5 protein-coding genes are annotated in these 15,368 nt (G+C 38.2%); all 5 read left to right on the top strand.

Annotation, left to right across the window (positions count from 1 at the left end; translation table 11 throughout):
* Positions 1–62 precede the first annotated feature (62 nt).
* Positions 63–1,349: a T9SS type A sorting domain-containing protein gene (locus PWU04_RS12545; RefSeq protein ID WP_274476466.1), complete on the top strand. Its 1,287-nt coding sequence runs from the start codon at positions 63–65 to the stop codon at positions 1,347–1,349.
* Positions 1,350–1,674: 325 nt separating this feature from the next.
* Positions 1,675–5,103, top strand: coding sequence for a T9SS type A sorting domain-containing protein (locus tag PWU04_RS12540; RefSeq protein WP_274476465.1), 3,429 nt, complete (start codon positions 1,675–1,677; stop codon positions 5,101–5,103).
* A 708-nt stretch (positions 5,104–5,811) separates the two neighbouring features.
* On the top strand, positions 5,812–9,471 hold the full coding sequence (locus PWU04_RS12535) for a fibronectin type III domain-containing protein (RefSeq protein WP_274476464.1): 3,660 nt from the start codon (positions 5,812–5,814) through the stop codon (positions 9,469–9,471).
* Positions 9,472–9,682: 211 nt separating this feature from the next.
* Complete coding sequence (locus tag PWU04_RS12530) at positions 9,683–12,430, top strand: T9SS type A sorting domain-containing protein (protein WP_274476463.1); 2,748 nt, start codon at positions 9,683–9,685, stop codon at positions 12,428–12,430.
* Between the two features lie 180 nt (positions 12,431–12,610).
* On the top strand, positions 12,611–15,368 hold a 2,758-nt coding region (locus PWU04_RS12525; RefSeq protein ID WP_274476462.1), incomplete at its 3' end, for a fibronectin type III domain-containing protein.

The raw sequence follows: 15,368 nt of genomic DNA, 5'->3' as shown, positions 1-15,368 counted from the left end.
ATAAAAAGCCCCCAACTCAGGTTGGGGGCTTTTTTAGTCTGGAGAATTGAAATCAAGAGTTTTTGCGACTATTTGTGTTAGAGATTCAGTTGATTTACGAGGGAGACGACGCAGAAATAGATATGGCGACCGCTAACGAAGTGGTTTACGTTTATACGCCTACTGAAGATACCTCAATAGAAGTGTCGTTGGTTCCAACCGAACTGTACAGTTACCTAGGAATTTTTGTTTACAACAGTTGTACTGATATCGGGGTGAATTGTATTGATGGTTTAATAGGGTATAATTCGGAGGTGAATTTCGATATGGATGTCACCGCTGGAACACCTTATTATTTTGTAATAGCGTCTGCGTGGTCTCAATCTTTAGGTTATATGTTTGAGTTAACAGAAAATACTTGTGTAGATGCAACTGCTAATTTTATGGTGGTTAACGACTGTGAAACGAGTGGCGGATTTTTAATAGAGGTTGATGTAACAGATATGGGGGATGCTGCGTCTCTAACAATTACCGATGACTTCTTTGGTTTTGTAGAAACTGCTACAGCTAAAGGAGTAGTTCAATTTGGACCATATACTTCTGGAGCCTCAGTTTCCTTTACCATAACTGACGACAACGATGCGAGCTGTGAGTTTACCAGTGATCCGGTTACTTTTGATTGTCCTCCATCTAATGATGACTGTTCGGTAGCCGATATTGTTACTCAGGAAACTGGTATTATTGATGTAGCTTCTGCAACAGCAATTCCAGGAACTATAGATGGCTCTACCGATTCTGGCTTGGCTGCAGAGTCTTGTAGTGGTTTTACCGGAACTGCTAATGATGATGTATGGTATACATTTGAAGCGTTGACTTCTGACGTGAACATAACCTTTGATGCAAATTTCGACTGTGTGGTTCAATTGTATTCTGGAACATGTGCAGGAGGGTTAAGTGTAATCGATTGTTCTGATAGTAATACATCTACAGGAGTAGAAGAAGTTCAAGCTACAGGATTAACAATAGGTGAAACGTATTATGTACGTATATATCAATATGCTTCAGTTATAGCTGCAGATGGAACGTTCAATTTAAAAGTTTGGTCGCCTACTACCTTGGGAGTTGGGGAATTAGAGCAATTGTATCAATTCTCATACTATCCAAACCCAGTTAGCTTTAACTTGGTGTTAACGGCTCAGAAAGACATTCAAAATGTGACTGTTTACAATGTATTAGGGCAGCAGGTTCTTGAAGTGACTCCAAATGCCATGAAAGTTGACCTTGATATGCTAAATCTACAGGAAGGAGCGTATTTTGTGAAAATCATGATAAATGGTGTTGCTGAAACGTTAAGAGTTATCAAGAAGTAATATTAGTTTTTAATAATTAAATATATAGCCGTCCTAATGGGCGGCTTTTTGTTTGTGATAAACTTTAAAAATAAGCTCTTATTCTAAATGGTTAGTTAATGCTTATTGATATTTTTTGTAAGGCTTTGAGTTGTTTTTTATATGTTTTTTGATTTTTAATATTGTTAATTTTTTTCTTGTTTTAATAGGTTGATTAGGGGTTTTCTCTGGTTTTTTAAGGTTAATTCGTGTTAAATAAAGTTAATTAATGTTAATTTTTTGTTGTTTCAAAAAAATGAAAAGTGTAGTTTTACAACCACTCAATAATTAATTAACAATTTAAAAAATGAAAAAAGTTACTTTTTTTCTATGGGCATTTCTGTTGTCCATAGTTGGTGGGTATGCTCAAATGATCGGTACCCAAACGTTTACAGCCTCTGGGCTAGACAGTGATTCATTCACGCTGACAATTACACCAGATCAAATTTCAGTTAATCAAGGTCAAACCATGACCGCTGTTACAATGGACAACGTTTCAATGACCTACTCTGCGCCAGGGGGGACAGACTATTGTGGTAATTGGTATGATTTTGGTTTAACAGTAACCGGAGGTTCCGCTGATGGGACTTCAATTCCTAATGGATGTGTTTCTGATTTTATAAACATGGATATTACAGGGTTCACAACATTGACCTTTACTTCAAATAACTTGGATACATATAATGATCAAGTCTTTTTATCTGTTGATTTAGAGGTAACCTTTAATACCCCTCCCTGTCCTGCGCCTATAAATGTAGCTGTAACCTTAGATGATGTGAGCCAGGCTACCATTTCATGGGAAGAAGGTGGGACTGAAACAGATTGGAGTTATGAATATGGTGATATGGGATTTGATCAAGGATTAGGTACTCCCGGTACAGTTACTTCTAATCCTTCAGTAGTTATTGGGGCTTTAACTCCAGGTGCTTCCTACGATATTTATATTCAAGCCAATTGTGGTGGTGATGATAGCGTATGGATAGGTCCTTTTACATGGACACAAAAAAATTATGGAGAGACCTGTGAATTGCCTATAACAGTAACAAGCCTACCGTATAATGTAGCCGATGATACTTCTTTATATGGCGATGATTATAGTGGAATACCAGGAAGTACTGGTTGTGGAGTTTCTAATAATTTTCTTAATGGGGATGATGTAGTTTATGCTTATACCGCTACTGCTGATGAATCTATCGAGGTATCCTTAACACCTACTAATGCCTACGCTGGTATTTTTGTATATACAGATTGTGCTGATATAGGTGTTGCTTGTGTTGGAGGAGATAGTTATAATTGGGAAGAGGGGACAGTAGAACTTAATTTCGATTTGGATGTAATTACAGGAACGACTTATTATTTTGTAATCTCTACTTGGGCTCAGCCACAAAGTACTGGGTATGTTTTTGAATTGACCCAAAATACATGTATAGATGCCACGGCTAGCTTTTTGGTTGTTCCGGATTGTAATGAAGTGAACAGTGGATTTCTTGTTGAAGTTGATATTACTGATATGGGAGATGCTAATTCCTTGACCATTGCCGATGATCAGGGAAGTACTGCTGAGGTTGTTACCGAAGCAGGTTTGTTTGTTTTTGGGCCATACGATAATGCTACTATCGTTAACATAGCTGTTAACGATACAGATGACCCTAACTGTCCAATATACAGTGGAGCACTAACGCAAATGGATTGCCCGGTTCCAGGGCAGAACTGTGTGTCGGCTATTGAAATTGGTTCAATACCATATTTTACTACCGACGATACCAGTAACTATTTTGATGATTATGACGCAAATCCAGGTGATAGCTGTGGTGGAAACCAATGGTTCTTGGAGAGTGATGAAGTAGTATATGTTTATACCCCTTCTGTAGATACCTCAATCGAGGTGAAGTTGATTCCTAGTACCCCTTTCGTGTCTTCTGGTGTTTTTGTTTATAACAGTTGTACAGATATAGGAGTAAATTGTGTTGCAGGTATGGGCGGATATCAAGAATTTATAAATTTTGATATGGATGTAACTGCAGGTACTCCATATTACTTTGTTATAGGATCATCTTGGACGCAATCAATTGGTTATGATTTTCAATTGACGGAAAATACGTGTATAGATGCATCAGCTAACTATTTTGTTGTTTCAGATTGTGATGAGGGCAACAGTGGATTTCTTATTGACGTTGATATTACCGATATGGGAGATGCGGACTCATTAACGATTACAGATGATCAAGGAAGTACAGCTCAAGTTGTTTCTGGAATAGGAATAGTGACTTTTGGACCATTCGATAATGGAACTAATGTTAACATTACTGTAAATGACACCGACGACCCTAACTGTCCTTTGTTTAGTGGGCCATTATCACAAGCTGCTTGTCCTATACCTGGTCAAATTTGTTCAGAAGCCTTAGAGATTACTTCGTTGCCTTATTCTACTACAGATAATACCTCTAACTATTTTGACGATTATAGTCAGGAGCCTGGTGAATCATGTGGGACAACGGGGTACTATTTAGATGGAGATGATGTGGTTTATGTTTATACGGCTACAGCCGATACTTCTATAGAGGTGTCGTTATTGCCAACAGAAATTTATGCTGGTGTTTTTGTTTATGAAAGCTGTGCTGATATTGGTGTCTCCTGTATTGCTGGAGGTTCCAATGGCTTTGGAGCTGCCGAAATAAATTTTGATATGGATGTTGTTATGGGAACGTCTTATTATTTTGTCATTTCTACTTGGGCCTCTCCACAAAGTACTGCGTATACCTTTGAATTAACCGATAATACCTGTTCCAATGCAACAGCAACGTATACAGTTGTGGATAATTGTGATACCACAGGAGAGTTTTTTGTAGATGTTGATATTACAGATATGGGAAGTGCTAGTAGTTTAACAATTGCCGATGACTTCTTTGGTTTTGTAGAAACTGCTACAGCTACAGGAGTAGTTCAATTTGGACCATATACTTCAGGAACTTCTGTTTCCTTTACCGTAACAGACGACAACGATGCGAGCTGTGAGTTCACAAGTGATCCTGTTACTTTTGATTGTCCTCCATCTAATGATGACTGTTCAGTAGCTGATGTTGTTACTCAGGAAACTGGTATTATAGATGTAGCTTCTGCTACAGCAATTCCAGGAACCATAGACGGTTCTACCGATTCTGGTTTGGCAGCCGAAGGTTGTGATGGTGGAACAGGAGGAACGGCTAATGATGATGTATGGTATACATTTGAAGCGTTGACTTCTGACGTGAACATAACCTTTGATGCAAATTTCGACTGTGTGGTTCAATTGTATTCTGGAACATGTGAAGGCGGGTTAAGCGTAATGGACTGTTCTGATAGTAATTTCTCTGCAGGCGTAGAAGAGGTTCAAGCTACTGGATTGACTGTAGGAGAAACCTACTATGTTCGTATTTATGCATACGCTTCAGCTCCTGTTGCAGATGGTTCTTTCGATTTGAAATTGTGGTCGCCAACTACCTTGGGAGTTGAGGAATTAGAGCAATTGTATCAATTCTCATATTATCCAAACCCAGTTAGTTCTAACTTGGTGTTAACAGCTCAGAAAAACATTCAACATGTTGCTGTTTTCAATATGTTGGGTCAGCAGGTTATTAATGCAGCTCCAAACACTATGAAAGTAGATTTAGATATGTCTAACCTGCAAACAGGAGCGTATTTTGTAAAAGTTAGTATTGATGGAAATTTGGAAACCATTCGTGTAATTAAGCAATAAAACTGTTTAAATTGTAAAAAGTAAAAGGCTACCAATATGGTAGCCTTTTTTTTATTAAAGTTACCTAAAGAAATTCCCAATTGTTGTAATGATACAGTTTAATAAGCTAATGGGCTAAAAACTGCCAAAGGGTGTTTTCTTTTTAACAACTAGGCTGTACTATTTTAAACCATCAAGGATTAGGAATCAGGCATAAATTTCACTATGACTGAGCAGGAAAAATTGAAAATAACTCTTTTGTTTAATACAACTGATCTTAACTTAAAGCAGCTCATTCCTATCACAGACTAGATATTCTCATAACTACTTGAAAAACAAAAAAATATAGTTTAAAGCCTTTCCTTGCAGACCACACCTTCTAATTGTGGCGATTTTTTAAATAACCCACATTTTTTTATCGCACATAACATGTTATTGCTTTATTCACAATCTTATTTCACGAAATAGAACAACCTTTTTCATAAAAATCTAAAACAAATAAAGGCACTCCTGTTACCTTTAAATCAAATAGTATCACGTTTTGTCACACATATGTCACGCAATTTATAGCCCACTATTAATGCTTTAGCTTAAAAAGAATATATCCTTGCAGGCAAAATTAAAAAAATGCATTTCAGAATCTTTTTTGTTATAAAGAGTATAGCACTCAAAAAGAATAACAAATCATTTTCATTTTAATAAACCTTTAAACAAAAAAAAATTACAAGTATGAAAAAAACTACGTTTTGGCTTTTTGCCACAATGTGTTTTGTGTTTTCTTGGCAGTTGCAGGCACAATTCACGTTCCCTGTTATTGCGGGGCCTACTAATGTACCGGGCTCTGAAGAAATTACTTTAAATATTAATGATGTTACCAATACTGCTGGGGTAAATTCTGGGATTTATGAATCATTCCTAATTACTGTAGATTGGGTAAATATTAATAACGCCTATTCACAGGATGCTGATGTTACCGTAACTACAGCTTCGGGTTCTGTGCTTATCGATCCTCCAACTTCGGGCGGAGCCTCTAATGGGGATTCAACAACTTTGACTTTTCAGGGAGACCTGGCAGGATTGTATATGCCAGATACCGATGGGACTCTTGATTTAATGTTAGATCAATCTTGGAGTAGTTCAGATTGTAACTGGTTGAATATTACGATTACTCTTTTCGAGGCGCCAAGTTGTGTTAAGCCAAGCGCACTAGATGCTACAAACATTCTTGAAGCTTCGGTAGATTTAAATTGGAATCCGGGATACACAGAAAGTTTATGGAATTTAGAGTGGGGGACAGCTGGCTTTACCCAAGGTTCTGGTTTTATGGTAACAGATGTTAATAGTACAACCTATAATTTAAATACGTTAGATCCTATTACTGCATATGAGTTTTATGTACAGTCAAATTGTGGAGCAGGAGATACAAGTGTATGGGTAGGTCCATTCGAATTTACTACAGCTTGTCCGGCTGTAACAGCTGCTCCATTTTCTGAAACCTTTACAGATGGCACAACTCCAACCTGTTGGGAAGAAAATGGCGATACAGTTTGGAAGTATAGTTTGGGAGCATCATATGCTGCTCAAAATGCGGGAGATCATACCGAAGGAGGAGGTACCAATTACGCTTGGATGGATGGGTCGTTTAATTCATTGAGCGATGTCAGTTCCTTAACTACTCCAATGATTGATGTTTCAACTTTAACACAGCCTTCTTTTCAATTTTCATTGTTTAGCAATAATACCAATGATGATGTAGCAAGTTCAATAGAAGTTGAGATTTATGATGGTGCAGTTTGGAATTCAGTAGTTAACATAACAGATCTTTTAGGTCCACTTTGGGAGACATTTATTATTGATTTATCCACCTATACAATTACTGGACCAGTACAAGCAAGATTTACGGTAACGGGTACTCCCATCTCTAATTCTTCAAAGTACAACGATATTTTGTTGGATGATATAATTTTTGATGAAATGCCTTCTTGTCCTGCGCCTCACCTGATAACTTTTGGGCAAATTACAGATGTTTCAGCAGAAATAAGCTGGACAGCGCCAGATGTTACTAATTTATGGAATATAGAAATTGTAGCTGCGGGAGGAACCCCTACGGGAACCCCTACTCATTCTGGAGTGTCTAACCTATGTACTTTAAATGGGTTGTCTCCAATTACCTCATATGATATTTATATTCAGGCAAATTGTGGTAGCGGAGATGTAAGTACTTGGATAGGACCATATGAGTTTACTACCGAATGTGCTGTAACTATAGCTCCTTGGTTTGACGATGTAGAGGTGTTTACTCCAACAACAGATTTTGAAACAGAAAATTGTTGGGATACAACTTCAGTAAGTGCTTATGACTGGAACGTTGATGGCTCTTCATCTACTCCAACTTTTTTTACAGGGCCTTCAGCAGCATTTAGCGGAAACAATTTTTTTTATGTTGAAGCTTCAAACGGAAGTCAAGGAGATGTAGCAGAATTACTTACCCCGTTCATTGATCTTTCTGGTTTAACAAATCCAGAGTTGACATTTTACTACCATATGTATGGATCTTCCATGGGAGACCTATATATTGATATTTATGATGGAAGTAACTGGATAGTGGGAGTTGATCAGTTGTTAGGACAGCAACACACTTCAACGCAAGAACCTTGGGGTAAAAAATATGTTGATTTGTCTTCTTATTCTGGGGTTATTCAAATCCGATTCAGAGCCATTAGAGGGAGTGGAGTAAATGGAGATATTTCTCTAGATGATATTTCTGTAGCAGAGCCAATTAGTTGTATAGAACCTTCAAATTTGGGGACTGATAATTATACTTCTACATCGGTTGATCTTTTTTGGACAGAAGAGGGAACGGCGACTTCTTGGGATGTTGAATTATTGAATGTTACTGCAGGTGAAACAGCAACGGGTATGCCAACAGATATAGACGTTTCAAGTCCTTTAACAGTTTCGAATTTGATTGTAGGTAACGATTACGAATTTTATGTCAGATCTAATTGCGGGGTTGATGACTTGAGTGTTTGGGCAGGACCATTTAGTTTTACTTGGTTCCCGGCCTTAGCTAATGACGACTGTGTTAATGCTGAAGTGATTACAATTACAAACTCATGTGCTAATATTGTAACTTATACAGCTACCGCAACAGAAGGGTCAGAAGAACTTACTTCTTGCGATACTTCAGGAAATTTTGGGCTTTGGTACCAATTTATAGCACCAACCTCTGGAGCTTTGGAATTCGATTCAGGTATTGGTAGTCCTGGAATAGTGATTTATGAAGGAAGCTGTGGGGCTTTAACAGAGATTGCAGGTAACTGTTTTAACAATATGGATGGAAGTATTACGGGGTTAACTCCTGGTAATACCTATTACGGTATGGTGTGGACCGATACTCAAAAGGATACGGTTGAGTTTTGTTTGTATGAGTATCAGTGTGTAAGTGCAACAGCGAATTTCTCAGTAATTAGTAATTGTGACACAAATGGAGACTTTTTTGTGGATGTTGATATTACTGATATGGGAACCGCTACCAGTTTGACAATTTCTGATGATTTCTTTGGTTTTGTAGAAACAGTAGCTTCTGTTGGGGTGGTTCAATTTGGACCATATACCATAGGAAATGAAGTGTCGTTTACGGTAAATAGTGATAATGAAGACAATTGTGTCTTTACTAGTGATCCGATTGCATTTATTTGTCCTCCATCCAATGATAACTGTTCAGGTGCTATTTTTGTAACTCATGAAATGGGAGTCGCGAATGTAGATTCTGCTACTGCAATTCTAGGTACTATAGATGGTGCGACCGATTCTGGTTTAGCTGCCGAAAGTTGTAATGGTACAACAGGAACGGCTAATGATGATGTTTGGTATACTTTTGAGGCGCTGACAGCAGATGTAAACATTACTTTTGATGCTAATTTTGACTCTGTAGTGCAGTTGTACTCAGGAACTTGTACAGGGGGATTAACTGTTGTAGACTGTGCTGATGATATTCTTGCCGCTGGTGTGGAAGAGCTTCAAGCTACAGGATTAACAATAGGTGAAACGTATTATGTACGTATATATCAATATGCTTCAGCTGTAGCTGCAGATGGAACGTTCAATTTAAAAGTTTGGTCACCTACTACCTTGGGAGTTGGGGAATTAGAGCAATTGTGTCAATTCTCATATTATCCAAATCCAGTAAGCTCTAACTTGGTGTTAACAGCTCAGAAAGACATTCAAAATGTTACTGTTTACAATATGTTGGGTCAGCAGGTTGTTAATGCTACTCCAAATACCATGAAAGTAGATCTAGATATGTCTAACCTCCAAACAGGAGCATATTTTGTTAAGGTTATGATTAATGGTACTCTTCAAACCATTAGAGTGGTTAAAAAATAATGGTTTAATTTAATATAGTGCTTTTCAATAAAAAGCCCCCAACAGAAGTTGGGGGCTTTTTTGTGCGTTAAGTTTTCCTTGGGTTTAAAGTGTTTTCTGATGCAGTTTATTTTTATTAAAAAATCATTGTTAATTAGTGTTAATAGGTATAGATTTGTCGCCTTTCACAAAAAAAATTGAACCAAAATTAACAATTAACTAAAATTGATTTATGAAGAAAATTACTTGTTTTCTATGGGCATTTCTTTTGTCTATAGTAACTGGGTTTGCACAATCTATTGATTCGCAAACCTTCACGGCGACAGGATTGGATAGTGATTCCTTTACCTTGACAATTACTCCAGATCAAATAATCGTAAACCAGGAGCAAACCATTACAAGTGTTGTGTTACAGAACATTGAAATGCCCTATGGGTCGGAGCCAGGTGGTTGGGACTATTGTGGTAGCTGGTACGATTTTTCATTAACGGTAGTTGGTGGTACCGCAGACGGTACTTCTATAGCAAATGGATGCGCAGCCGATTTTAATGATTTGAATGTAACTGATTTTACATCAATTGTTTTTACTTCAAACAGTATAGATACTTATGATGATGAAGTGTTTTTATCAGTAGGATTAGAAGTAACTTACAATACGCCTAGTTGTCCTGCCCCTTTAAACCTTATGGCAGAAAGTTTAAGCTTAACTGAAGCTCAAATTACCTGGTCTGCAGGTAATGCAGAAACTGCATGGACTTACGAATACGGCTTGGAAGGTTTTACCCTAGGAGAGGGAATATCTGGTACGTCAACAGAAACAACGCTTAGCATAGATGGACTGTTAGAAGGTGTGGCATATGACATTTATGTGCAGGCTAATTGTGGAGCAGACGATAATAGTGTTTGGATTTTAGAAAGTTGGACACAACCAATTACTGGTCAGGTTTGTGAAGCGGCTATAGAAATTGCTTCTTTACCTTTCAATACTGAAGATGACACTTCAAACTATTTTAATGATTATACTGGCGTACCAGGTGAAATGACTGGTTGTGGTACAGAATATACGTTTATGAATGGAGACGATGTTGTGTATGCATATACACCAACAGAAGATACATCTCTAGAAGTGTCTGTTACTCCTGGAGATAATAACTGCGGAATATTTGTATTTGATGATTGTGCTAACATTGGGGTGAGTTGTGTTGGTGGTGCTGCAGACTATTCTACAGATGAAAGAAACTTTGACATAGTAGTATCTGCAGGAACAACATACTATTTCCTGATAAGTACTTGGGGGCCTTATCCAGAAAGTACAACATATGACTTTAGTATTACTGAAAATACATGTATCGATGCCGTTGCAGAATATAGCATTGTTAGCGATTGTGACAATGAGGTTTTTTATGTTGATGTTGATATTACAAGCATGGGGTCTGCTATTAGTTTGACCATAGAAGATGATTTTGGAAGTACCGCTCAAACAGTTACAGCAACAGGAGTTGTGCAGTTTGGTCCTTATACAGATGGTGCAGAAGTTATGTTTACCGTTTCTGACGATAATGATACCAACTGTATTTTGGAAAGTGATGTGTTAACATATGCTTGTCCAATATCTGGGCAGATTTGTGAGTTGGCTCTTGAAATAACAGAATTACCTTATACAACTACCGATGATACAGCAAATTATTTTGACGATTATTCAGGGGTTCCAGGAACGTCTTGTGGTGCTGAATGGTCATATTTAAATGGAGATGACGTTGTGTATTCTTATACAGCTACAGCAGATATGTCTATTGAAGTGACAATGGACCCAGTACAAGGATTTACCGGAGTGTTTGTATATGAGTCTTGCGAGGACATTGGTGTGAGTTGTATTGCAGGAGCATCTGATAATTGGGAAGGTAATACTTATGGATTTGATATGGATGTTGTTGCAGGTGAGACATATTATATTGTAATTTCAACTTGGGCAGCGCCTCAAAGTTCTGGATATACACTTACCTTAAATGAAAATACTTGTACCGATGCTACTGTATCGTTTGAAGTTGTAAGTGATTGTGAGAACAGCTACGGATTCTTTGTTACTGCAAATATTGAAGATATGGGAACGGCAACCAGTTTAACATTGACAGATAACCAAGGAAATGATCCACAGACAGCAACTTCAGTAGGAGTACTACAGTTTGGACCATATACTAATAATTATAATATTTCCATTAACGTTTCTGATGACAACGATGCAAATTGTGAGTTTGATAGCCTTAGTATGACTCAAGATGGTTGTCCCCCAGCTTATGATAACCTATGTGATGCATTGGCATTAGAATTGGGTGCAGAAAGTTATGGAGTACAGTATAGTAATATGTATTCTACAGTTGAGCCTAATGAGCCTGCTGGTTCATGTTTTTATGATGGAGCTAACGCTACAGTATGGTTCTCGTTCGTAGCACCTGCATCTGGAGCTGTTACTATTTCAACAGACATAGAAGGAGCAAGTCTTCAGGATACTGAAATAGCAGTATATGAGACTCCAGTTGATTGTAGTGACTTGTCTACGTTGGTAGAAATTGGTTGTGATCAAGATGGTGGAAGTTATTATGATTGGAATTCTGTTTTGAGTTTAACAGACTTAACACCTGGTGATACCTATTACATTCAAGTTGATAAATATGGAACTATGAACCCAAATGGTGTCTTCGGTATTGAAGTTTCAGATTCAGAAACCTTGTCTTCTGAAGACTTCGTTCAGGAAACGGGATTGTCATATTATCCTAACCCTGTGAAATCTGAATTGACACTGAAAGCTCAATCAGATATCCAAAACATTGAGGTTTATAATACTCTTGGGCAGCAGGTTGTTGCTTTTACCCCTAACAGTATGGCTGTTAACCTTGATATGGCTAACTTGCAACAAGGGCCGTATTTTGTTAAAGTAACAGTTAATAATGTAGTAGAAACTATTCGAGTAGTGAAACAATAATAGTTTTCAGTTTCTCTGAAAAGCCATAGGTTTAAATCTATGGCTTTTTTTGTTTTATATATTTTTAAGTATATATGTTAATTTAGGTTAATAAGTGTTGAAAATTCTTTAAAAAAAATGTTAAAACGTAGATTTAATCAATTTTTTGAATAAATAATTAAATTATTAACTGTTTAACAAATGAGAAAAACTACGTTTTGGCTTATTGCCACAATGTGTTTTGTGTTTTCTTGGCAGTCACAAGCGCAATTCACATTCCCCGTTATTGCGGGCCCTACTAATGTACCGGGCTCTACAGAGATTACTTTAAATATCAATGATGTTGCCAACACGGCAGCAGTAACTGCCGGAGTTTACGATTCATTTCTAATCACGGTAGATTGGGTAAATGTTAATAATGCCTATTCAAGCGAAGCAGATGTAACTGTTACAACCGCTGCAGGTTCTGTTGTTATCGACCCTCCAACATCTGGAGGTGCAAATAATACAAATTCAGCAACCTTGACTTTTCAGGGTGATTTGGCAGGATTGTATGAGCCGGCTGTAGATGGAGCGCTTGATTTGATATTAGATCAATCATGGACTAATTCAGATTGTAACTGGTTGAATATTGCTGTAACACTATATGAAGCACCTACTTGTATAGAACCAAACACGCTGGGAGCTTCAAACGTTCTTACTACTTCTGTAGACTTAACATGGGCTCAAGGTTTCAGTGAAACTATGTGGAATATAGAGTGGGGAGTAGCAGGGTTTGTTCAAGGTTCTGGAACTATGGTATCGGGACTTACTAGTACTACCTATAATGAAAATACACTAAGTCCTTCTACCACTTATGAGTTTTATGTACAAGCTGATTGTGGTGCCGGTGATACAAGTGCATGGGCTGGTCCATTTGAGTTTACAACAGACTGTGCAGCTTATACTCCTGAATACCTACAAGATTTTGCAACCATCATTCCGCAGTGTTGGGATGAGGCTGATAATGGGGATCCAACTACTGGACCTACTGGTTTAGGAGCGGGATCATGGATTGCTGATGGTTTTGCAAACAACGGAACAAATGGGGCTTATAAAATTAATCTTTTCACAACAGGTAAAAGTGATTGGGTGTTGACTCCAAGTTTTGATCTGTCAACAGGCGGTCCTTATCAGGTGGAGTTCGATTTTGCCATTATGCAGTACGCTTCATCTACAACAGCAGGAACTTTAGGGACTGACGACCAAGTCCAGTTTTTGATTTCAACAGACGCAGGTACTACCTGGACTGCTCTCGATACTTGGAGCAATACTTCTGTAGTTCCTGCTGGAGGAACTCACTATATTTACGATTTAACGTCATATGCAGGAATGACAGCAAGGTTCGCTTATTGGGGCTCTGAAGGGACTGTAGACGACCCTGAGGATATAGATGTGTCTTTCGATAATTTCCGTATTAGGGATATTCCTTCCTGTCCAGAACCATTTGCTTTAACTGCAACAAATATAGGCTCAACCTCTGCTGAGTTATCTTGGACAGAAAGTGGTTCTGCAACATCTTGGAACATTGAAGTGGTAACAACAGGAACAGCTCCAACAGGTACACCAACTTATACAGGGGTGACAAACCCATATAGTGTTACCGATTTGTCTCCAGTTACTGATTATGAATTTTACGTGCAATCCGATTGTGGTTCCGGTGATACAAGTGTTTGGGTAGGGCCTTTTGGGTTTACAACCGCTTGTAGTGTTTTTTTAGCACCATTTACTGAGCCATTTACAGGGGGGACAACTCCTAACTGTTGGACCGAAGGTGGTGATAATGCATGGGATTATAATTTAAATGCAGGTTATGCTGCAACAGATGTTGATGATCATACCGTTGGTGGCGGAACTAATTATGCATGGATGGATGGCTCAGATAACGGCAATGCTGAAATCAGTACCTTGACGTCTCCATTAGTAGATGTGTCTGGTCTAACTAGCCCTTCTTTACAATTCGCATTATTCAGTAACAATACTAATAACGCAACAATTAACTTGATTGATGTAGAACTTTACGATGGCACTGCTTGGAATACGGTAATGAACATAACTAATTTATTGGGTGCAGAGTGGCAAGATTACTTTATAGATCTTTCTACTTATACAATTAGTGGGCCGGTACAAGTTAGGTTCACGGTTACAGGTACTTCAACTTCTGCATACTATAATGATATTTTACTGGATGATGTCTCTTTCGACGAAATGCCAGCTTGTGCTCAGCCATTTAACCTAATGGCAAGTGCCGTTACCGATACTACAGCAAATTTAAGCTGGACAGAGGCAGGAACAGCAACTTCTTGGAACATTGAAATGGTAACTGCGGGGACTGTCCCTACAGGTACACCAACCTATACAGGAGTGACAAATCCATACACTGTTACCGGATTGACTCCTGCTACAGAATATGAGTTTTACGTGCAAGCCGATTGTGGCGCTGGTGATACAAGTGCTTGGGTAGGGCCAGTTTCTATAACAACAGAGTGTGCAGCTTATATTCCAGAATACTTAGAGGATTTTACAACCATCATTCCACAGTGTTGGGATGAGGCTGATAATGGTGATCCAACAACTGGGCCTACTGGTTTAGGAGCGGGATCATGGATTGCTGATGGTTTTGCAAACAACGGAACAAATGGTGCCTATAAGATTAATATTTATACCACAGGTAAGAGTGATTGGGTATTGTCTCCAAGCTTCGATTTATCAACTGGCGGTCCTTATCAGGTAGAGTTTGATTTTGCCATTATGCAGTATGCTTCATCAACAACAGTTGGAACTTTAGGGTCTGACGACGAAGTTCAGTTTTTGATTTCTACCGATGCAGGTACTACATGGACTGCTCTAGATACTTGGGATAATACTTCTGTAGTTCCTGCTGGAGGAACACATTATGTTTACGATTTAACATCATATG

Origin of the sequence: Mangrovimonas aestuarii (assembly GCF_028767185.1) — a bacterium.
GTDB lineage: Bacteria > Bacteroidota > Bacteroidia > Flavobacteriales > Flavobacteriaceae > Mangrovimonas_B > Mangrovimonas_B aestuarii.
The sequence above is the reverse complement of the archived record's forward strand: the minus strand, read 5'-3'. Positions and strand labels throughout refer to the sequence as shown.

What these genes read in the sequence shown, in the direction of transcription:
- PWU04_RS12535 (WP_274476464.1), top strand. Translation starts at nt 5,812, where the DNA reads ATGAAAAAAACTACGTTTTGGCTTTTTGCCACAATGTGTTTTGTGTTT.
- PWU04_RS12540 (WP_274476465.1), top strand. Translation starts at nt 1,675, where the DNA reads ATGAAAAAAGTTACTTTTTTTCTATGGGCATTTCTGTTGTCCATAGTT.
- PWU04_RS12530 (WP_274476463.1), top strand. Translation starts at nt 9,683, where the DNA reads ATGAAGAAAATTACTTGTTTTCTATGGGCATTTCTTTTGTCTATAGTA.